General features: G+C 71.3%; 18 protein-coding genes, 1 tRNA gene, 1 other RNA gene and 1 pseudogene. 15 read left to right on the top strand and 6 right to left on the bottom strand.

Annotated features, from left to right (window positions below; genetic code table 11):
- Nucleotides 1-11 precede the first annotated feature (11 nt).
- The 8 genes from PVE36_RS09340 (at nt 12) to PVE36_RS09305 (ending at nt 5,905) form a co-directional block, all read left to right on the top strand.
- Nucleotides 12-986, top strand: a complete 975-nt coding sequence (locus PVE36_RS09340) for a 2-oxoglutarate and iron-dependent oxygenase domain-containing protein (RefSeq protein WP_277451850.1) — start codon at nt 12-14, stop codon at nt 984-986.
- Between the two features lie 50 nt (nt 987-1,036).
- Nucleotides 1,037-1,109 (top strand) — tRNA-Val (locus PVE36_RS09335).
- 1 nt (nt 1,110) lies between these two features.
- Entirely contained in the window at nt 1,111-1,974 is an 864-nt protein-coding gene (locus PVE36_RS09330; protein WP_277451847.1) for a Nif3-like dinuclear metal center hexameric protein, read from the top strand.
- Complete coding sequence (locus tag PVE36_RS09325; protein WP_277451843.1) at nt 1,971-2,714, top strand: C4-type zinc ribbon domain-containing protein; 744 nt, start codon at nt 1,971-1,973, stop codon at nt 2,712-2,714. The genes PVE36_RS09330 and PVE36_RS09325 overlap by 4 nt, the downstream gene beginning before the upstream one ends.
- Complete coding sequence (locus tag PVE36_RS09320; RefSeq protein WP_277451840.1) at nt 2,714-3,667, top strand: reverse transcriptase-like protein; 954 nt, start codon at nt 2,714-2,716, stop codon at nt 3,665-3,667. Before PVE36_RS09325 ends, PVE36_RS09320 begins: the two co-directional genes overlap by 1 nt.
- 47 nt (nt 3,668-3,714) lie before the next feature.
- The gene (locus PVE36_RS09315; RefSeq protein WP_277451838.1) at nt 3,715-4,212 is read left to right on the top strand and encodes a hypothetical protein; all 498 of its coding nucleotides are present in this window, start codon (nt 3,715-3,717) and stop codon (nt 4,210-4,212) included.
- A gap of 59 nt (nt 4,213-4,271) precedes the next feature.
- A complete protein-coding gene (locus tag PVE36_RS09310; RefSeq protein ID WP_277451837.1) occupies nt 4,272-4,682 on the top strand; it encodes a rhodanese-like domain-containing protein in 411 nt (136 codons plus the stop codon).
- Complete coding sequence (locus tag PVE36_RS09305) at nt 4,679-5,905, top strand: O-succinylhomoserine sulfhydrylase (protein ID WP_277451835.1); 1,227 nt, start codon at nt 4,679-4,681, stop codon at nt 5,903-5,905. The genes PVE36_RS09310 and PVE36_RS09305 overlap by 4 nt, the downstream gene beginning before the upstream one ends.
- A 9-nt stretch (nt 5,906-5,914) precedes the next feature.
- Here PVE36_RS09305 and PVE36_RS09300 read toward each other — a convergent pair whose 3' ends face one another.
- Nucleotides 5,915-6,661: a peroxide stress protein YaaA gene (locus PVE36_RS09300; RefSeq protein ID WP_277451834.1), complete on the bottom strand. Its 747-nt coding sequence runs from the start codon at nt 6,659-6,661 to the stop codon at nt 5,915-5,917.
- A 36-nt stretch (nt 6,662-6,697) separates the two neighbouring features.
- Between PVE36_RS09300 and PVE36_RS09295 the strand changes: the two genes are divergently transcribed.
- The 4 genes from PVE36_RS09295 (at nt 6,698) to PVE36_RS09280 (ending at nt 10,901) form a co-directional block, all read left to right on the top strand.
- A complete protein-coding gene (locus PVE36_RS09295) occupies nt 6,698-8,149 on the top strand; it encodes an RNB domain-containing ribonuclease (RefSeq protein WP_277451832.1) in 1,452 nt (483 codons plus the stop codon).
- A 215-nt stretch (nt 8,150-8,364) separates the two neighbouring features.
- Nucleotides 8,365-8,946, top strand: a complete 582-nt coding sequence (locus PVE36_RS09290) for a TMEM165/GDT1 family protein (protein ID WP_277451830.1) — start codon at nt 8,365-8,367, stop codon at nt 8,944-8,946.
- A 64-nt stretch (nt 8,947-9,010) separates the two neighbouring features.
- A complete protein-coding gene (locus PVE36_RS09285; RefSeq protein ID WP_277451829.1) occupies nt 9,011-9,640 on the top strand; it encodes a helix-turn-helix domain-containing protein in 630 nt (209 codons plus the stop codon).
- Nucleotides 9,641-9,707: 67 nt separating this feature from the next.
- A complete protein-coding gene (locus PVE36_RS09280; protein WP_277451827.1) occupies nt 9,708-10,901 on the top strand; it encodes an MFS transporter in 1,194 nt (397 codons plus the stop codon).
- Between the two features lie 83 nt (nt 10,902-10,984).
- Here PVE36_RS09280 and rnpB read toward each other — a convergent pair.
- From rnpB to map, 4 genes and pseudogenes are all read right to left on the bottom strand, one after another.
- Nucleotides 10,985-11,366: RNase P RNA component class A (gene rnpB / locus PVE36_RS09275), an RNA gene on the bottom strand.
- Nucleotides 11,367-11,379: 13 nt separating this feature from the next.
- Nucleotides 11,380-12,651 carry an APC family permease gene (locus PVE36_RS09270; RefSeq protein WP_277451825.1) on the bottom strand — a complete coding sequence of 424 codons (1,272 nt, stop codon included), beginning with the start codon at nt 12,649-12,651 and terminating at the stop codon, nt 11,380-11,382.
- Between the two features lie 71 nt (nt 12,652-12,722).
- A pseudogene (gene ppgK / locus PVE36_RS09265) lies at nt 12,723-13,474 on the bottom strand (polyphosphate--glucose phosphotransferase).
- Nucleotides 13,475-13,476: 2 nt separating this feature from the next.
- A complete protein-coding gene (gene map, locus PVE36_RS09260) occupies nt 13,477-14,355 on the bottom strand; it encodes a type I methionyl aminopeptidase (RefSeq protein ID WP_277451824.1) in 879 nt (292 codons plus the stop codon).
- 82 nt (nt 14,356-14,437) lie between these two features.
- Between map and PVE36_RS09255 the strand changes: the two genes are divergently transcribed.
- Nucleotides 14,438-14,629, top strand: a complete 192-nt coding sequence (locus tag PVE36_RS09255) for a methionine aminopeptidase (RefSeq protein ID WP_277451822.1) — start codon at nt 14,438-14,440, stop codon at nt 14,627-14,629.
- A 15-nt stretch (nt 14,630-14,644) separates the two neighbouring features.
- Here the strand turns inward: PVE36_RS09255 and panB are convergent, their stop codons facing one another.
- A complete protein-coding gene (gene panB, locus PVE36_RS09250) occupies nt 14,645-15,538 on the bottom strand; it encodes a 3-methyl-2-oxobutanoate hydroxymethyltransferase (protein WP_277451820.1) in 894 nt (297 codons plus the stop codon).
- Between the two features lie 198 nt (nt 15,539-15,736).
- Here panB and PVE36_RS09245 point away from each other — a divergent pair, with 198 nt between their 5' ends.
- Both PVE36_RS09245 and PVE36_RS09240 read left to right on the top strand, forming a co-directional pair.
- Nucleotides 15,737-18,103: an immune inhibitor A domain-containing protein gene (locus tag PVE36_RS09245; protein ID WP_346780576.1), complete on the top strand. Its 2,367-nt coding sequence runs from the start codon at nt 15,737-15,739 to the stop codon at nt 18,101-18,103.
- A 136-nt stretch (nt 18,104-18,239) separates the two neighbouring features.
- Nucleotides 18,240-19,577, top strand: a complete 1,338-nt coding sequence (locus tag PVE36_RS09240) for a glutamine synthetase family protein (protein WP_277241416.1) — start codon at nt 18,240-18,242, stop codon at nt 19,575-19,577.
- Nucleotides 19,578-19,579: the final 2 nt, after the last annotated feature.

The raw sequence follows: 19,579 nt of genomic DNA, 5'->3' as shown, positions 1-19,579 counted from the left end.
TCTCCGCCACCATGAGCGACGACATCCTCGAGGTGGACCTGCTGGCCTTCGAGTCGGGGGACGGTGAGCGCGCACGGGCAGTCGTCGACGGCCTGATGAGCTCCCTGGACACCGGCTTCGTCTACGTGCGGCACGACGTGTCCGACGACCTCATCGACACCGCCTACGGGATGCTCGAGGAGTTCTTCACCGCCGAGCGCGAGGTCAAGCAGCAGTTCGTCGCCCCGGGGACCCACGGCCAGACCGGCTACACCGACCTGCTCGTCGAGACCGCGGCCACCTCCGACGTCGCGGACTGGAAGGAGATGCTCAACTGGGGCCCGGCGATCCCGGAGGGGCACCCCCTTCGCACCCGCTACCCGCACCGCTACCACGACCCGGTCCTGCCCGAGTCGGCCGTGCCGGGCATCACCGAGACGCTGACGACCTTCCACGAGGCCGTCGCCGACCTCCAGCGCCGGGTGCTGCGCATCATCGCCACCGGCGTGGGCGCCCACCCCGACTACTTCGAGACGATGCTCGTGGACGGACCGACCCTCTCCCGGGCGATCCACTACCCGCCGATGCAGTCCGCGCCGGACGCCCCGCACGTGTGGGCGGCCGAGCACGCCGACATCAACCTCATCACCGCCCTGCCGCGGGCGACCGCCGCCGGTCTGCAGGTGCGGCTGAAGGACAGCGACGAGTGGATCGACGCCGTCGCGCCCGAGGGCGGTGCCATCATCAACACCGGCCTCATGCTCGAGACCGTGACCAACGGCCTCATCGAGCCGGGCATCCACCGGGTCGTCGCGGCCCCGGGGCAGGGGGGCGACCGCTACTCGGTCGTGCAGTTCAGCCACCCGACGCCGTGGACGGTGCTCAGCCCGCTGGTGAGCACCGTGACCGCCGAGACGCCCCAGCGCTTCTCGCCGATCACCGCCGCGGACGCCCTCGACCTGGTCCTCTACGAGATCAACCTCATCGAGGACGCGCGCCGGTCCTGACCCCGGAGCGTCGTCCTGTCACAATGACCGCGCGGCGCACCGCGCGCCCGGGGCCTGTAGCTCAGTTGGTAGAGCACCGCGTTTACACCGCGGGTGTCGTCGGTTCGAGCCCGGCCGGGCCCACATGAGCACCATCCGTCTGCGTGACGTGCTGACCGTCCTCGAGGACATGTACCCCGGCGACTCCGCCCAGTCCTGGGACCAGGTGGGTCTCGTCACCGGCGACCCGGATCAGCCCGTGCGCCGGGTGCATGCCGCGGTCGACCCCACCCTCGAGGTCATCGAGGAGGCCCGCGACGCGGGCGCGGACCTGCTCATCACCCACCACCCCCTGCTGCTGCGGGGTGTGCACTCGGTCGCCACGACGAGCGCGAAGGGAGCGAGCGTCACCTCCCTCGTGGTCTCCGACATCGCCCTGTACGTGGCCCACACCAACGCCGACGTCGCCGAGCCCGGCGTCAACACCGCCCTCGCGCAGGCCTGCGGGCTGACGGCGACGGAGCCGCTCTCCCTGGAGGAGGGCACCGCGATGGGCCGGGTCGGGTACCTGGCCGAGGAGGTCACCCTCGCCGACTTCGCCGAGCGGCTCGCGGGGGCGCTGCCGCCCGCACCGGGTGGCATCCGTGTCTCCGGGCCGCCCGACGGCCGGGTGCGACGCGTCGCGCTGCTCGGAGGGGCCGGGGACGGCCTCCTCGACGCCGCCCGCGCGGCGGGCGCCGACGTCTACGTCACCGCCGACCTGCGACACCACCCGGCCCTCGAGTCCCGGGAGGAGGCACGGGCCGCCACAGGCACCCCCTTCCTCGTCGACGCAGGCCACTGGGCGAGCGAGTCCCTCTGGCTGGAGGACATGCTGACCCGGCTGCACAACTCTCTCGCCGACGCCGGAGCCGACGTGGTGGGATGGGAGACCCACGTGAGCACGATCTGCACCGACCCGTGGACCTTCACCGTCGGCGCACAGACAGCCCAAGGAGATCCCCAGTGAAGGCAGACCCCTTCGTCCAGGCACGGCTGCTCGAGCTGCAGGCGCTCGACATCCGGCTGCAGCAGATCGCCCATGCCCGCACGAGGCTGCCCCAGATCGCGGCCCTCGAGCAGGCCCGTTCGCAGCTGCAGCGCGCCCAGGACGACGTCGTGCGCGCCGAGACGACGCTGGGGGACATCCGACGTGAGGTCGCCCGGGCCGAGGCCGACGTGCAGCAGGTGCGCGACCGCGCCGCGCGGGACCAGCAGCGTCTGGACACGGGGGCAGGCATGACATCGCGCGACCTGACCGCCCTGCAGAGCGAGATCGAGTCGCTCGCGCGGCGGCAGGGCGACCTCGAGGACGTCGAGATCGAGGCCATGGAGCGCCAGGAGGCCGCCGAGGAGCGGGTCTCCTCGGGGACGGAGAAGCAGGCCGGGTTGCAGGCCGAGGTCGACCGGCTGACCCGCGAGCGTGACGAGGCGCTGGCAGAGCTCGACGCCGAGGAGAAGCAGGTCAGCGCCCCTCGCGCCGAGCTCGTCGCGAGCATCGACGACGCCCTTATCTCGCTGTACGACCGGATCCGGGAGAAGTCCGGCGGCCTGGCCGCCGCGGAGCTGAAGCACGGCCGCTGCGGCGGGTGCCGCCTCGAGCTCAACCCCGTCGACCTCGCCGCGATCGAGAAGGCACCCGTCGACGAGGTGGTGCGCTGCGAGGAGTGCGACCGCATCCTCGTGCGCACCCCGGCTCCGCAGAGCTGATGGGGCGCTCCCTCCGGGTGGAGGCGGATGGTGGCTCCCGGGGCAACCCCGGAGTGGCCGGGTACGGCGCCCTCGTCCGGGACTCCGGATCCGGTGGGGTGCTCGTCGAGCTCGCTGGCCCGTTGGGGACGGCGAGTAACAACGTCGCCGAGTACCGCGGCATGCTCGCCGGCCTGCGTGCCGCCCGCACCATCGATCCCTCGGCGGACGTGGAGGTCGGGATGGACTCCAAGCTCGTCGTCGAGCAGATGTCGGGCCGGTGGAAGATCAAGCACCCCGACATGCAGGAGCTCGCCCGGCAGGGCCGCGACCTCGTCGCCGAGATCACTGCCGCGGGTGGCTCGGTCGCGTTCGTCTGGATCCCCCGCGACGCGAACGCGCACGCCGATGCCCTGTCCAACCGCGGGATGGACGGCGAGGAGGTCGAGGAGTGGCGCGAGGGATCGCGCGGCGACCACCCACCCCGCCGGGACACCGAGCCGGCTGCGGCGCAGCGCCGATCGGGGCGCGACGGGCCCACCCTGGTCGTCCTCGTGCGCCACGGCGACACCGAGCAGTCCGAGCGCGCAGCCGACCGGGTGGCCGCGCTCGTCGACGACGCGGACGTGCGCGTCGTCACCTCCGACCCGACCCGGGACGCGAGGACCGGTGACACGGTCGCCGAGCGGCTCGCGGTCGCTCCCCACGCCGATGCGGACTGGGACGAGCCGTCCGAGGGGGAGACGCACGAGGAGCTGACCACGCGGGTCGTCACGGCGTGGGAGCGAGTCGTCGCCGACGGACGCACCGCCGTCGTCGCCTGCCACCGCACGGCGATCCTCGTCGTCCTCGCGCACGTCCTCGGCCTGCCGCGCGAGCGGATGCGGCGCCTGGCCGTCGACCCGGGCTCCCTCACCGCGCTCGAGGTCCGGCCCGACGGCGAGGCGCTCGTCGCCTTCACCAACCGGACCTGAGGAGCGGCGACATCGACGACCTGCCCACCTGGTTGACCGCGTCCGGCGTGATCGGCGCGGTGGTCTTCGGCCTGCTGTCCGCGTACTTCCCGCCCCTGAACGCCGAGATCTACGCGGTCGCGGCACCCGTCATCTTCCCCGACCTGTGGGTCGTGCACGTGTCGGCGATGACGGGCGGGCTGGTCGTCGGCAAGGTGACCCACTTCGTCGCCGCGGAGAAGGGCGCCGAGGCCTTCATGAAGCGCCGCGAGGAGAAGGAGCTGCGGGCCGCGGACAAGGCACGCAAGAGCCGCAGCGCCTTCAGGAAGCGTCTCGAGCGGTGGAGCAAGGCGATGATCGATCTGCTGGACCGTCCGCACCTGGGGCCGCTGGTCATGCTCGCCGGTGCCGGCGTGGGCTTCCCGCCGCTCGCCGTCGTCACGGTGGCCGCGGGGATCAAGCACGTCTCCCTCGCCCTCTTCGTCGTGGTGACCACGCTCGGGTGCCTGGCCCGCTTCCTCATCACCTCGTGGCTCGTGGTCCAGGGCATCGAGCTGAGTTTCTGACCGTCTCGGGTGTCGACCGGGCGTGCACGGGGCACGCCTCCCGTGCATACCCTTGGTGCATGACGTACGCCGCAGACCTCAGCCCCCAGCACGCGTGGGAGGCCCTCGCGTCCGACCCGGAGGCCGTCCTCGTCGATGTGCGCACCCAAGCGGAGTGGGCCTTCGTCGGGGTCCCGGACCTGTCCGCCATCGACAAGCAGATGGTCCCCATCGAGTGGAGCTCCTTCCCAGCAGGGACCGTCAACGACGCGTTCCTGCAGCAGCTGCAGGAGGCCGTGCCCCAGGACTCCTCCGTGTACTTCCTCTGCCGCTCCGGTGGACGGTCCGTGGCCGCCGCCGAGGCAGCCACCGCAGCCGGCTGGGCGAAGTCGTACAACATCGTCGACGGCTTCGAGGGCCCGGTCGACGAGCACGGGCACCGTGCCGTCGCCGGGTGGAAGCAGGCCGGCCTGCCATGGCGGCAGGGGTGAGCGAGTCCCCCCACGGCCCGGGCAACCCCGCGCCGTACCTCGATCCGAGCGGGCTCTCCCCGCAGACCCTGGCGGTCAGGGGTGGGCAGGCCCGCACCACCTTCGACGAGACGTCCGAGGCCCTCTTCCTCACCTCCGGCTTCGTCTACGGCACCGCCGAGGAGGCCGAGGCCGCCTTCTCCGGGGGCGTGGAGAAGTACGTCTACTCCCGCTACGGCAACCCGACCGTCGGCATGCTCGAGGAGCGGCTGCGCGTGCTCGAGGGCGCCGAGGCGGCCTACGCCACGTCCTCGGGGATGTCGGCGGTCTTCACCGCGCTGGCGGCGCTGCTCGGTGAGGGGGACCGACTCGTCTCCTCGCGCTCGCTCTTCGGCAGCTGCTTCGTCATCGTCGACGAGATCCTGCCCCGGTGGGGCGTCGAGACCGTCCTCGTCGACGGGCCCGACCTCGACCAGTGGCGCGAGGCGCTGTCCGAGCCGACCACGGCGGTCTTCTTCGAGACGCCGAGCAACCCGATGCAGGAGCTCGTCGACATCGCCGCGGTGAGCGAGCTCGCCCACGCCGCAGGCGCGCAGGTCGTCGTCGACAACGTCTTCGGTACCCCCGTGTTCTCCCGGCCGCTCGACCACGGCGCCGACATCGTCGTGTACTCCGCGACCAAGCACATCGACGGGCAGGGGCGGGTCCTCGGTGGCGCGATCCTCGGTCCGGCCGACTACATCGACGGCCCCGTGCGCAACCTCATCCGGCACACCGGACCGTCCTTGTCGCCCTTCAACGCCTGGGTGCTGCTCAAGGGGCTGGAGACGATGGACCTGCGCGTGCGTCGGATGGCCGAGTCCTCCCTCGTGCTGGCCCGGGAGCTGCAGCAGCACCCCCGGGTCACGCAGGTCGTCCACCCCTGGCTGCCGGACCACCCGCAGCACGACCTCGCCCGGCGGCAGATGGGTGGTGGCGGCACGGTCGTTACCTTCGCGATCGACGGGGGCAAGGCCGAGGCCTTCGCGGTCGTCAACGCGCTGCGCCTCGTGGACATCTCCAACAACCTCGGCGACTCGAAGTCGCTCATCACCCACCCGGCGACGACGACGCACCGCCGCATGGGGCCGGAGGCACGCGCCGCGATCGGCATCACCGACGCGACCCTGCGCATCTCCGTGGGGCTCGAGGGTGTCGACGACCTCCTCGCCGACCTCACCTCGGCCCTCGACGGCTTGGACTGAGGCGGGGCGCTACCTCGCGGTCACGGCGAGGCGAAGGGGGCCGGCCCCCTTCGCCGGGCCGGACAGCTCGACCTCGAAGGCCGGCTCGAGCGCCGCTACGAGCGCCTGCGGCGTCCTCGGCTCCCGGTCGACCCCGAGCAGGTGGCGGGCGACGAGGCCGCGCGTGTGCTTGGCCATGTGCGTCGCCCCCGGGACGGTGACGTGGACCCACCGTGTCGCCGTCGTGCCGGAGGGCTGCCACGCTGCGGCGTAGGTGCTCGAGCGGCAGTCGACGACCAGGCCGGTCCCGGCCGCGGCGGTCAGCTCCGCGTCGAGGACCTCGCGCCAGTGCGCGGCCAGCGGCCCGACACCAGGGAGGTTCACCGCCATCGAGAGCCGGTAGGGCGGGATGCGGTCGCCCGGACGGACCGCACCGAAGAGCGCCGAGACGATGACGAGCCACCGCCCGGCCCGGCGCTTGGCGCCCGGCGAGAGGCTCGCGAGGTCGAGGGCGTCGTAGAGGACACCGCTGTAGACGTGCGAGGCCGGTGGCGCCGGTGCGGTCATGAGGGCGGTGTTGCGGGCCACCTCCGCGACGAGGTTGGGGCTGACACCGAGCACCTCGTGGGCGTCGGCGCGGGCGCTGACCTCCGCGAGGGCCGCGAGCACACGCTCCCGGGCCGGCGTCAGGGCAGGGAACGACAACGAGCCGAGGTCGAGGGTCTTGCCCCGCGAACGACCGGTCTTGGACTCCGAGGGCGGCAGCAGCACGAGCACGCCGGAACCCTACGGGGTGCGCCTAGGGTGTCCAGCATGGGAAAGCGCATCGGCCTCCTCCGACCCACGGACCCCGCGACCGGAGAGGTCGTCGACGCCGCCGGGTTGCGCTCACGACTCGATGAGATCCGGGCCGAGCTCGAGGTGCCGGAGGACTTCCCGGCCGAGGTCATCACCGAGGCCGAGCGCGTTGCGGCGCAGCCGCTCTCGCTCCCCGAGCGGGACGAGACCGACCTCCCCTTCCTCACCATCGACCCACCCGGGTCCATGGACCTCGACCAGGCGATGCACCTCTCCCGCGACGGTGACGGGTACCGCGTGCGCTACGCGATCGCCCACCTGGAGTCCTTCGTCGAGCCGGGCGGGGCCATCGACGCAGAGGCCCGCCGCCGCGGCCAGACCATCTACGCGCCCGACGAGCGCACCCCGCTGCACCCACCGGTGCTCAGCGAGGGGGCCGCGAGCCTGCTTCCCGACGAGCTCCGCCCGGCGTACGTGTGGGACATCCGCCTCGACGCCCGGGGCGAGCACACCGCCGCCGAGATCTACCCGGCCATGGTGCGCAGCGTCGAGCGGCTCGAGTACGCCGAGGTGCAGGCGAGCATCGACGCGGGCACCGACGACGAGCGGCTCGCCCTGCTCCAGGAGATCGGCGACAAGCGCATCACCCTCGAGCAGGAGCGGGGCGGCGCGTCGCTGCCGATGCCCGACCAGGAGGTCGAGCAGGTCGACGGCGGCTTCCGGCTGCAGCTGCGTCCGTTGCTGCGCGCCGAGGACTGGAACGCCCAGATCTCGCTGCTCACCGGCATGGTCGCCGCCGAGATGATGCTGCACGCGGATGTGGGCATCCTGCGCACGATGCCCGAGCCCGGCGAGGACGCCCTGCGCCAGCTGCGGCAGATCGCGTCGGCCCTGCAGATCCCGTGGCCGGCGGAGCAGACCCACGGTGACCTGCTGCGCTCGCTCGACGGGAGCAACGCGCGCCACCTCGCGCTCATCCACGAGTCGACCGTGCTCTTCCGCGGGGCGGGGTACACCGTCTTCGACGGCGGAGTGCCCGAGCTCGTCGAGCAGGCCGCGATCGCCGCCCCGTACGCCCACGTCACGGCGCCGCTCCGCCGCCTCGTCGACCGTTTCGGCCTGGCCCTGTGCGCCGCCGTGAGCGCCGGCGAGGAGGTGCCGACGTGGGTGCGTCAGGCGCTGCCGACCCTGCCCGGGCTGATGGAGGCCTCCGAGCGGCTGGTCGGTGGCGTGGAGAGGGGAGCCATGGACGCGATCGAGGCGGCCACGCTCGCCGACAGGGTGGGCCAGACCTTCACGGCCGTCGTCATCGACGTGCCGGAGGGGGAGGGTGAGATGGAGATCCAGGTGATCGACCCGCCCGTCATCGGCAGGGCCAGCGGGAGGGCCGGTCTCGGCGACAAGGTCACCGTCCGCCTGACCGCAGTCGACCATGCGCGGGGCAAGGCGAGCTTCGCGGTCGGGTGAGCCCACCCCTTCGCCATGGGTTAGGGTGAGCGCTCGAAAGGGAGTAGTCCCCAACAGGTGTGTCGACACACTGACCCCGGACCGACAGGTCGTGGGTCCGGCACATCGGGCCAGCTCGGCTGGCGGACGAGACTTTCGACCGGTCAGTCATGCGACGACCCGGTCGAGGCTCGTCGTGACACGGCTCCTCGTCCGGGCAGACGAGGAGCTTTCTCATGTTCGAAGCACTGGTGCTCAGCACCGTGGTCATCTTCGTCGCCGAGCTCGGCGACAAGAGCCAGCTGATGGCGATGACCTTCGCCACTCGGTACCGGGCGCGGGACGTCATCATCGGCATCACCGTCGCGACGCTGCTGGTGCATCTCGCCTCCGTGGGGATCGGGTATGCCATCGGTTCGGGCTTCGAGGAGTACCAGGGCCCGATCGCGGTCGCGGCCGGTGTCGCCTTCCTCGGCTTCGCGGTGTGGACGCTGCGCGGCGACGAGCTGACCGAGGAGGAGGAGCAGAAGGCCAAGAAGGCCACCGGCTCGGCACTGCTCGCCGTCGGAGCAGCCTTCTTCCTCGCCGAGCTCGGCGACAAGACGATGCTCGCCACGATCACGCTGGCCGTGCGCGAGGACTGGTTCGGCACCTGGATCGGCTCCACGATCGGCATGGTGGCCGCAGACGCCCTGGCGATCGCGGTCGGTGCGGTCCTCGGGCGCAAGCTCCCCGAGAAGGTCATCACCTACGGCGCCGCGGCCGCCTTCGCCCTCTTCGGCCTCGTCCTCGTCGCCGAGGGCCTCGGCTGGCTCTGACCGGGTCCGCACACTCGGCAAATACCTGTTTGCAAATACTCATGTGCAGTAATACCTTCGTGTCGTGACCAGCACCGGAGCGACGCCTCGGCCCGAGAGCCTGCGTGCTCTGGCCCATCCCGTGAGACTGCGGATGCTGGGGCTGCTGCGCTCCGAGGGCCCGGCGACGGCGACATCGCTGGCCGTCCGGTTGGGGCTGAACTCCGGGGCGACCTCGTACCACCTGCGTCAGCTGGCGAAGCACGGCTTCATCGAGGACGACCTCGATGGCAGCCACGACGGATCCCGCCGCGAGCGATGGTGGCGCGCCGCGCACCGCTCCACCGAGTTCGGGGGTGCGGACAGCGAGGAGGACGATGCTGCGCGCGACGCCCTCGGCGCCTTCCTCCAGGCCGTGGCGGTCGTGCAGGCCGAGCAGGTGCAGCACGCAGTCGAGGAGCGCGACCTGCTGCCGGCTCGATGGCGTGAGGTCTCGAGCCTGGCCGACTGGGAGGTGCGCCTGACCCCGACGCGGGCTCGGGCCCTCCTGGCGGCTCTGGAGGAGCTCGTGGACGAGACCGAGGAGGAGGACGAGGGCACCGGGGACACCGTGCCCGTCGTCGTCCAGGTGGCGATGTTCCCCCGCCCCGGCGCCGCAGGGGTCGGCGGAGCAGTCGATGGCGTGGTCGACGAGACCATCGACAGCGGCGACTGATGAGTGCCCTGGCGCCGGCAGCGGCCCGGCGCGTCTACTGGCTGCTGACGCCACCCGTTGGTTCCCCGTGGGACTGACCATCGCGCTGTTCTCGCTGTGGCCGCTCGAGCACGGCCTGACCGTCACCCAGGTGCTCACCCTCGGCTCGGTGCAGGGGGTGGTGATCCTGCTGCTCGAGCTGCCGACCAGCGGTTTCGCCGATGCCTTCGGACGCCGCCCGGTGCTGATCGCGGCAGCCGTGACCGCAGTCGCCTCGATGGCGCTCTATCTGGTCGCCGCCTCGTTCTGGGTCTTCGCGGCGGCGATGGCCGTCCAAGGGGTGTTCCGCGCGCTCGACTCCGGACCGCTGGAGGCGTGGTACGTCGACAGCGTGCACGCGCACCGACCGGGCGCCGACGTCGACCAGGAGCTGTCGCGCGCCGGCACGGTGCTCGGCGCCTCCATCGCCCTGGGCGCACTGGCATCCGGCGGTCTGGTGCTGTGGGATCCCCTTCCCGGGAGCGCACTGCGGCTGCCCTTCATGATCTGCCTCGCGCTCACCGTCGTGCACCTGGTGGCCATCGTGGTGCTGCTGCGGGAGCCGCCTCGCGCCGAGCGCGTCTCGGCCCGGTCGAGTGTGCGTGAGGCGCCGCGCGTGGTGCGGTCCGGGCTGCAGCTCGTGACCGCCAACGCGGTGCTGCTGGCCCTCCTCGGGGCCGAGGCGGCCATCTCCCTGCCCATGATCGGCTTCGAGGGTCTCGTGCCGTTGCGGCTCGCCGAGCTCCTGGGCAGCGAGGAGGCAGCCGGGGCCCTGATGAGCCCGGTCGCTGCGGCAGGGTGGGCGGTCTACGCCGGCGGCGCCGCTGTCGGCGGCTGGCTCTCGGCCCGGATCGGCGTGGGACGTGCGGCCATGGTCACCCACCTGGGGATGGCTGGGGGAGTCGTCGCGATCGGCCTCGCGACGGGTCCGGCGGGCGTGGTCCTGGGCTACCTGGCTGCGTACGGCATCTTCGGGGGCAGCGGGCCACTGCACGCCTCCCTCGTGCACCGCGAGGCCGAGGCCGGCAACCGTACGACGGTCCTCTCACTCGGTTCGATGGTCGGCTTCGCGGTCTTCGCCGTGAGCGCACCGCTCGCCGGCCTGCTCGCGGACGCCACCTCGCTCTCCGTCGGCGTCGTGGTGCTCGGGGTGGTCTCGGGTGCCGGTGTGCTCCTCTACCTTCCGGCACTGCGCGCCGAGAGTGACCGGCCCACGCCGAAGGAGCCGGTGGCAACGGCCTGAACCGACCCCGTGCGCTGCGCGCGGCCGCACGGCCCGTGGGAGCCGGGCGCAACCACTCTCCGACCTCGTGGAGGCCGGAGTGGGGGATGAGTCGGCCTGTAAGCCGGGTTCTGTTCCCCGGCACCGTTACCGGTTGCCGGGGCGACGGCCATCCATCTCGGGTCGCCGTTGCCGACGACCTCCAGCGTCCTACCCGTGTGCTCGGGCGGGCCGCCCTCGGACGCACACTGTCCGGACTTGCTCCTGGTGGGGTTTACCGAGCCGATCCGGTCACCCGGATCGCTGGTGGTCTCTTACACCACCCTTTCACCCTCACCTCGTCCACCGAGGTGGACGAGGCGGTCTGCTTTCTGTGGCACTGTCCCGCGGGTCGCCCCGGGTGGCTGTTGGCCACCACCACGCCCTGTGGAGCCCGGACTTTCCTCGACACCGCCGCAGCGGTGACGCGACCGTCCGGCCGACTCATCCGTCCAGCAGTCTACGCGTCGGGGTGCTCACGCGTGGTGTGGCGCGCCCACCCGATGAACGCGCCGAGCCCGAGGACGACCACGCCGGCGACCACGGCCTGCCACGGCAGGAGGAAGGCGATGCCGACGCAGGCCAGGAGACCGAGGGAGGGGACGACCTTCGTGGCCGCCCGACCCTCGAGGGTCCACGCGCTGGCGTTGGCGATCGCGTAGTAGGTCAGGACGAGGAAGGAGGAGAAGGCGATCGCCCCGCGCAGGTCCACGAGCACGATGAGCACGATCACGAGCCCGGCGATCACGGCCTCCGCCCGGCGCGGTGTGCGGTGCGGGCCGTCGACGGTGGCCAGCACCGGTGGGAGGTGGCGGTCCCTGGCCATCGCCATGAGGGTGCGGGAGGCACCGAGGACGAGCGCGAGCAGCGCACCGCCCGCGGCGAGGATGGCCGCGACGCGCAGGGCAGGGCCCAGCCACGGCCACGCGGAGATCTCCGCTGCCTCCGCCAGCGGAGCCTCGCGGGCCGCCAGCCAGCCGGCCCCGAGCGAGCTGGTCAGCGCCACCGCGACGAGCACGTACAGCGCCAGCACGACCAGCAGTGCGATGCCGATGGCGCGGGGGATCGTGCGACGCGGGTCGGTGATCTCCTCGCCGAGCGTCGCCACCCGGGCGTACCCGGCGAAGGCGAAGAAGAGGAACCCCGCGCCCTGGAGCACGCCCGCGGGAGTCCCGGAGCCCGGGACGGCCGGGGGTGGTGTGTCCACCGTGACCGGGGGAGCGATGAGCATGACGGCGCCGAAGGTGACCACGAGCGTCACCACCAGCGCCACGATGCCGAGGGCCACCCGGGCCGAGCGGTGCACGCCCTGCAGGTTGAGGGCGAGCACGGCCAGGACGGCCAGGACGGCGATCGGCTTGGCGAAGTTGGGCCAGACGTGCACCGCGAGGGTCATGGCCATCGCGGCGCACGAGGCGACCTTGCCCACGACGAAGGCCCACCCGGCCAGGTGGCCCCACGGCAAGCCCAAGCGCTCGCGGCCGTAGACGTATGCGCCGCCCGAGTCGGGGTAGCGCGCGGCGAGGCGTGCCATGGAGGAGGCATTGGCGGCCGCGACGAGGGCGGCGATGACGACGGAGAGGACCAGCCACCGGCCGGCGCTGGCAGCCGCGGGGGCGAAGGCGCTGAACAGGCCGGCGCCGATCATCGCTGCGAGCCCCAGGGCGACGCCGTCCCGCAGGCCCAGACGTCGATCCAGGGGCCGAGTCGGCGCACCCGAGGAGTTCGTCATGTACCCAACCTTGCCGCATCGGGGATCCGGGTGCCCGCCACGTGCGCACCCGTTGAGGACACGGTCCGGTGTCAGTTTCCCCGCGCGGCCAGGTGCGCGGCGCCGATGATTCCGGCCTTGTTGCGCAGCTTCGCCGGGACGATCTCGGCGCGCAGGTCGAGCAGGGGCAGGAAGCGGTCGGCCTGCTTGCTGACCCCTCCGCCGACGACGATGAGGTCCGGTCGGATGAGCGCCTCGAGGTGGCTGTAGTACGCCTGCAGGCGCTCGGCCCACTGCTCCCAGTCCAGGCCCTCGCGGTCCCGGACCGACTCGGCGGCGCGGGTCTCGGCGTCGTGGCCGTCGATCTCGAGGTGCCCGAGCTCGGTGTTGGGCACGAGCACCCCGTCCATGATCAGGGCCGTGCCGATCCCGGTGCCCAGGGTGGTGAGGACGACCAGACCCCGCTGGCCCCTGGCGGCGCCGTAGTGGAGCTCGGCGACGCCCGCGGCGTCCGCGTCGTTGACGAGGTGGACCGGTCGGCCGAGGCGTTCGCTGAAGAGCTGGTCGGCGTCGAGGTCGATCCATGCCCGGTCGATGTTGGCCGCGCTGCGCACGACGCCGCGGTCGACCACGGCGGGGAGCGTGATGCCCAGTGGCACGTCGTTGCCGACCGAGAAGTGCTCCGCGATCTGGCCGACCACCTCGCAGACCGCCTCGGGGGTCGCCTCCTCCGGGGTGGCGATCCGCAGCCGGTCCTCGGCGAAGCGTCCCCGGTCGAGGTCGACCGGGGCCCCTTGATGCCGGAGCCGCCGATGTCGATGCCCAGGGCGTGGTGCGTGGCCATGTCTACCTTCCGACCGTCTCGGGGAGGGTGAGGATCTCGTTGCCGTCCTCGGTGATGAGGATGGTGTGCTCGAACTGGGCGGACCGGCGCAGGTCCTTCGTCACCACGGTCCACCCGTCGTCCCACAGGGTCCACTCCGGGGTGCCGAGGTTGAGCATCGGCTCGATCGTGAAGGTCATCCCCGGCTCGATGGTGGTGTCGTACGAGGGGGCTGCGTCGTAGTGCGGGATGACCAGACCGGAGTGGAAGGAGGTACCGATGCCGTGCCCGGTGTAGTCGCGTACCACCCCGTAGCCGAAGCGGCTCGCGTACTTCTCGATGACGCGGCCGATGATGTTGATCTGCCGCCCCGGCAGCGCCGCCTTGATCCCGCGCATCATCGCCTCGTGGGTGCGCTCGACGAGCAGGCGTGACTCCTCGTCGACGTCACCGGCGAGGAAGGTCGCGTTGGTGTCGCCGTGGACGCCGCCGATGAAGCCGGTGATGTCGATGTTGACGATGTCGCCGTCCTCGATGCGCCGGCTGTCGGGGATGCCGTGGCAGACGACCTCGTTGACCGAGGTGCACAGCGACTTCGGGAAGCCCCGGTAGCCGAGTGTCGAGGGGTAGGCGCCGTGGTCCAGGAGGTACTCGTGACCGACGCGGTCCACCTCGTCGGTGGTCGTGCCGGGGACGACGGCGCGGCCGGCCTCGGCGAGGGCGCCGGCGGCGACCCGGCCCGCGGTGCGCATTCGCTCGATGGTCTCGGCGTCCTTGATCTCCGACCCGGCGAAGGGGGTCGGAGCGGCCTTGCCGACGTACTCGGGCCGGGGGATGCCTGCGGGGACGGCGCGGCGGGCAGAGACCACGCCGGGGCTGACGGTTGCGGTGGACGCGGACATGCTGTGGAGTCTAGGCAACGGGCGCTGATCGGATGCGCTCCGGTGTGCGGGTGCCCGGCCCGCGGGAGAGGACGGCACGACGATGGCCTACTGGTACAACATCGAGACCCGTCAGGTCGAGACCGACGAGAACCGCTCGCAGAACGCGGACGTCATGGGGCCCTACGAGACCGAGGCCGAGGCCGCGGCGGCGCTGCAGATCGCCCGGGAGAAGACGGAGAAGTGGGACGAGGAGGAGCGCCGCGAGCGCGAGTGGCGCGAGGGCGGGGCCTGAGACCAGGTTCCCCGGTCAGCGCTCGAAGGAGTGCTCCGCCGCCGGGAACGAGCCCCCGGCGACGTCCGCGGCGTAGGCCCGGGCCGCGTCGGAGAGGACGGATCGCACGTCCGCGTAGCGCTTGACGAAGCGTGGCGTCCGCCCGGCTCCCAGCCCCGCCATGTCCTGCCACACGAGGACCTGCGCGTCGCAGTCGGCGCCGGCGCCGATGCCGATGGTGGGGATGTCGAGCTGCTCGGTGACCGCCGCGGCCGAGTCGGAGGTGACCATCTCGAGCACCACGGCGAAGGCTCCCGCGGCCTGGACGGCCCGGGCGTCGGCGAGGAGCCCGGCCGCGGCGTCGCCCCGTCCCTGGACCCGGTACCCGCCGAGCGTGTGTTCGCTCTGCGGGGTGAAGCCGATGTGTGCCATGACGGGGATTCCCCCCTTCGTCAGCCGCTCGATCGTCGGGGCCATCTCGGCCCCGCCCTCGAGCTTGACGGCGTGCGCCAGCCCCTCCTTCATCAGGCGGGCGGCGGACAGGTAGGCCTGCTCGGGGGAGGCCTGGTAGGTGCCGAAGGGGAGGTCGGCCACGACGAGCGCGCTGGAGGCGCCCGTGGCGACGGCCCGGGTCAGCACAACCATCTCGTCGAGCGTGACCGGGACGGTCGTGTCGTAGCCGAAGACGGTGTTGCCGGCCGAGTCGCCGACGAGGAGGACCGGTATGCCCGCCTCGTCGAAGATCTGTGCGGTCTGCACGTCGTAGGCGGTGAGCATCGCCCAGCGCTCGCCGCGCTCCTTCTTGGCGTGCAGGTGCGGGATGCGAACGCGCTTGCGCTGGACAGGGGCGGCGGGGGTGTCCCCGTAGGGGGCCGGGGTCTCGGCGGTCTCGGCGGTCTGGACGGGCGAGGGCGTCGACGGCGTGCTCATGGCCCCACCCTAAGCCGCTCGTCCGAACGGGACCCCCGTGCGGCGGCCGTGCGGCGTGCGCCGGATGAATGTGGACGTTCCGACACGAAACAGTAAGAGTTTGTTCAGAATTTCCTGCGGCCCCTCCCGTGGACCGTCCGATGTTGGTTGAGTGCGCTCACCGCTGTGGCCACCAGCCACACAAAAACAGGAGGATTCGTGAAGAGACGCCACACCCATGTCGTGTCCGGCCTCGCCACGTCCGCTCTCGTGCTCGCGCTCATGCCCCTGTCGGCGAGTGCGCAGGAGGCGGCTGGAGGCGTGCCACCCCAGGAGGACAACCCTTCGTCGTCGGCCCGGGCCGATGACCTGCCCAACCCCCTCGGTGACGCCCAGCGCGCACTGCGCAAGGACGCGGTCACCCAGCTGCTCACCGGCGAGGCGAAGGTCGTGTCGAAGAACGGCTCGAACGTCATCGCGCTGACCGGCGAATCCTCCGACAGTCCGAGTGCGGAGAAGGACAACGGCCAGGGCAAGCAGCCGCCCACGAAGTACGTCCAGTACGACGTCGACCGCGAGGCCTCGGTCTTCACCATCCTCGCCGAGTTCGGTGACCAGACCCTTCCCGCCACCGGCGGTGAGGCCGGCCCGAAGCACAACGAGATCGCCGAGCCGGACCGCGACTGGGACGGTGACAAGACGGACGACAACTCGACCATCTGGACCGAGGACTTCAACCGTGCCCACTACATGGACCTGATGTTCGCGGACGGCAAGGAGTCCTTCCGCGACTTCTTCCTCAAGCAGTCCAACGGCCGGTTCATGACCGACGGTGACGTCAGCAACTGGGTCACCGTGCCGTACAACGAGGCCAGGTACGGCCACAACCCGGTGCAGGGCGACGGCACCAGCGTGGCCGATGGCTACTGGAGCTTCATCCAGGACACGGCCGACGCGTGGTACGAGGACCAGAAGGCGCAGGGCAGGACCGACGCCGAGATCCAGGAGTACCTCAACCAGTACGACGTCTGGGACCGCTACGACCACGACGGTGACGGCGACTTCAACGAACCCGACGGGTACATCGACCACTTCCAGGCCATCCACGCCGGTGAGGGCGAGGAGGCCGGTGGCGGCGCCCAGGGTGAGGACGCCATCTGGAGCCACCGCTGGTACGCCTTCTCCAACGGGATCGGCAAGTCCGGCCCGGAGGGCAACCGGCTCGGAGGTGTCCAGCTCGGTGACTCCGGCATCTGGATCGGTGACTACACGACCGAGCCGGAGAACGGCGGCCTGGGTGTCTTCACCCACGAGTTCTCGCACGACCTCGGTCTGCCGGACCTCTACGACACCGCCGGTGGGGACAACAGCGTCGCCTTCTGGTCGCTGATGTCCTCCGGCTCGTGGCTCAACGACGGCACCGACGACATCGGCTCCAAGCCCGGCTACATGGGCGCGTGGGAGAAGCTGCAGCTCGGCTGGCTGGACCACGACGTGGTCCGGCCCGGCGAGGAGCTGACCACCCGTCTCGGTCCCGCCGACCGCGACCACAACAAGCTGTCGCAGGCCCTCGCGGTGCTGCTGCCCGAGCAGACCGTGACGACCGAGTACAACACCCCGCGGTCCGGGAGCTACGAGTGGTGGTCCGGCGCGGACAACAACCTCAACAACACGCTCACCCGCGAGATCGACCTGACCGACGCCTCGAGCGCCACGGTCTCGGCGTACATCGCCTCCGAGATCGAGGTCGACTACGACTTCCTCTACACGGAGGTCTCGACCGACGGTGGTGAGTCCTGGACCGAGATCGCCGAGCTCGACGGCGGTGACCTCACGTGGAACCAGGTGCAGTACGACCTGGGCGAGTTCGTCGGGCAGCCGGTGCAGTTCCGCTGGCGCTACCAGTCCGACGGCGGCCTGGTCATGGACGGCGCCTTCATCGACGACATCGAGGTCGAGGTCGACGGGACCACGGTCTTCACCGACGACGTGGAGTCCGGTGACAACGGGTGGACCGCTGACGGGTTCACCCGGATGAGCGGTTCCACCGAGGAGAAGGTGCAGAACTACTACCTCGCCGAGAACCGGACCTACTCGGGGTACGACCAGTACCTGAAGACCGGGCCGTACAACTTCGGCTGGGGCTCGACCCGCCCGAACTGGGTGGAGCGCTTCCCGTACCAGGACGGCATGCTCGTCTGGTACGTCAACAACGCCTACGGCGACAACAACACCAGCCAGCACCCCGGCTACGGCCAGGTGCTGCCGGTGGACGCCCGTCCGGCACCGATCGTCTTCGACAACGGCGCGACCCTCGGCAACCGCCGCGCGCCCTTCGACGCGACGTTCGGCACGCAGCGCACGGACGAGGTGACCTTCCACAGCAACGGCGTCCCGGAGACGGTCCCCTCGAGGGCGGGGATCCCGCTCTTCGACGACACGGACCCGGAGCGCTACTGGGACGAGGACAGCCCGCTGGCCTCGACGAAGGTCGCCGGGTCGGGCACGACCATCGAGGTCAAGTCCGAGCTGGCCCACAAGGACCAGCTGGTCGTCGACGTCAAGGCGGGCACCACCGCCAACTGATCGACGAGCCGAGCACACGAGGGGCCCCGCCGGAGCACGTCCCGGCGGGGTCCCTCGCTGTCTGTCCAAGCGCTGCAGCGAATCCCGTCCGGCGGTCCCGCGTGAGGACGTCCTCGTCGTGGGGCAGGATGGGCGCATGGATCGTCAGCAGGAGTTCGTCCTCCGGACCATCGAGGAACGCGACATCCGGTTCGTCCGGCTCTGGTTCACGGATGTCCTCGGCACCCTGAAGTCAGTGGCCATCGCGCCCGCGGAGCTCGAGGGGGCCTTCGCCGAGGGGATCGGTTTCGACGGGTCGGCCATCGAGGGCTTCACCCGCGTCTACGAGGCGGACATGCTCGCCCAGCCGGACCCGGCGACCTTCCAGGTGCTGCCGTGGCGCGGCGAGTCACCGGGGACGGCTCGCATGTTCTGCGACATCCACCTGCCGGACGGCACCCCTTCGCTGTCGGATGCGCGCTACGTGCTGCGGCGCACCCTCGACAAGGCGGGGGAGATGGGCTTCACCTTCTACATCCACCCCGAGATCGAGTTCTTCCTGCTCCAGCTGGACAGTGTGCGCACCGGCCGCCCGGTGCCGGTCGACGACGCCGGGTACTTCGACCACGTGCCGAAGGGGGAGGCCCACGACTTCCGCCGCCGGGCCATCACCATGCTCGAGTCGGTGGGGATCTCGGTCGAGTTCAGCCACCACGAGGGCGCACCCGGGCAGAACGAGATCGACCTGCGCTACGCCGACGCGCTCTCCACCGCGGACAACGTCATGACCTTCCGGACGGTCATCAAGGAGGTCGCCCTCGAGCAGGGGGTCTACGCGACCTTCATGCCCAAGGTCTTCGCCGAGCACCCCGGCAGCGGGATGCACACCCACATGTCGCTCTTCGAGGGGGACACCAATGCCTTCTACGAGCCGGGAGCGCCCTATCAGCTGAGCAAGGTCGGTCGGCAGTTCATCGCCGGTCTGCTGCGCCACGGTCGCGAGTTCACCGCCGTGACCAACCAGTGGGTCAACAGCTACAAGCGGCTATGGGGCGGCGGTGAGGCTCCCGCCCACCTGACCTGGGGCCACAACAACCGCTCGGCCATGGTCCGGGTACCGATGTACAAGCCGGACAAGGGCAACTCCAGCCGGGTCGAGCTGCGCAGCCTGGACGCGGCCTGCAATCCCTACCTGGCCTTCGCCGTGATGCTCGCCGCCGGGCTGAAGGGCATCGAGGAGGGCTACGAGCTGCCCGTCGAGACCGAGGACGACGTGTGGGGGCTGACCGACCGCGAGCGCCGCGCGATGGGCATCCGACCACTGCCGGGGAGCCTCTCCGAGGCCATCGAGGCGATGGAGGAGAGCGAGCTGGTCGCCGAGACGCTCGGGGAGCACGTGTTCGACTTCTTCCTGCGCAACAAGCGCCAGGAGTGGGCCGACTACCGCCACCAGGTCACCCCCTTCGAGCTGGAACGCCTGCTGCCGCGCCTGTGAGC

The sequence above is a fragment of the Janibacter sp. DB-40 genome (assembly GCF_029510815.1).
GTDB lineage: Bacteria > Actinomycetota > Actinomycetes > Actinomycetales > Dermatophilaceae > Janibacter.
This window is presented reverse-complemented; position numbering and strand designations above follow the sequence as displayed.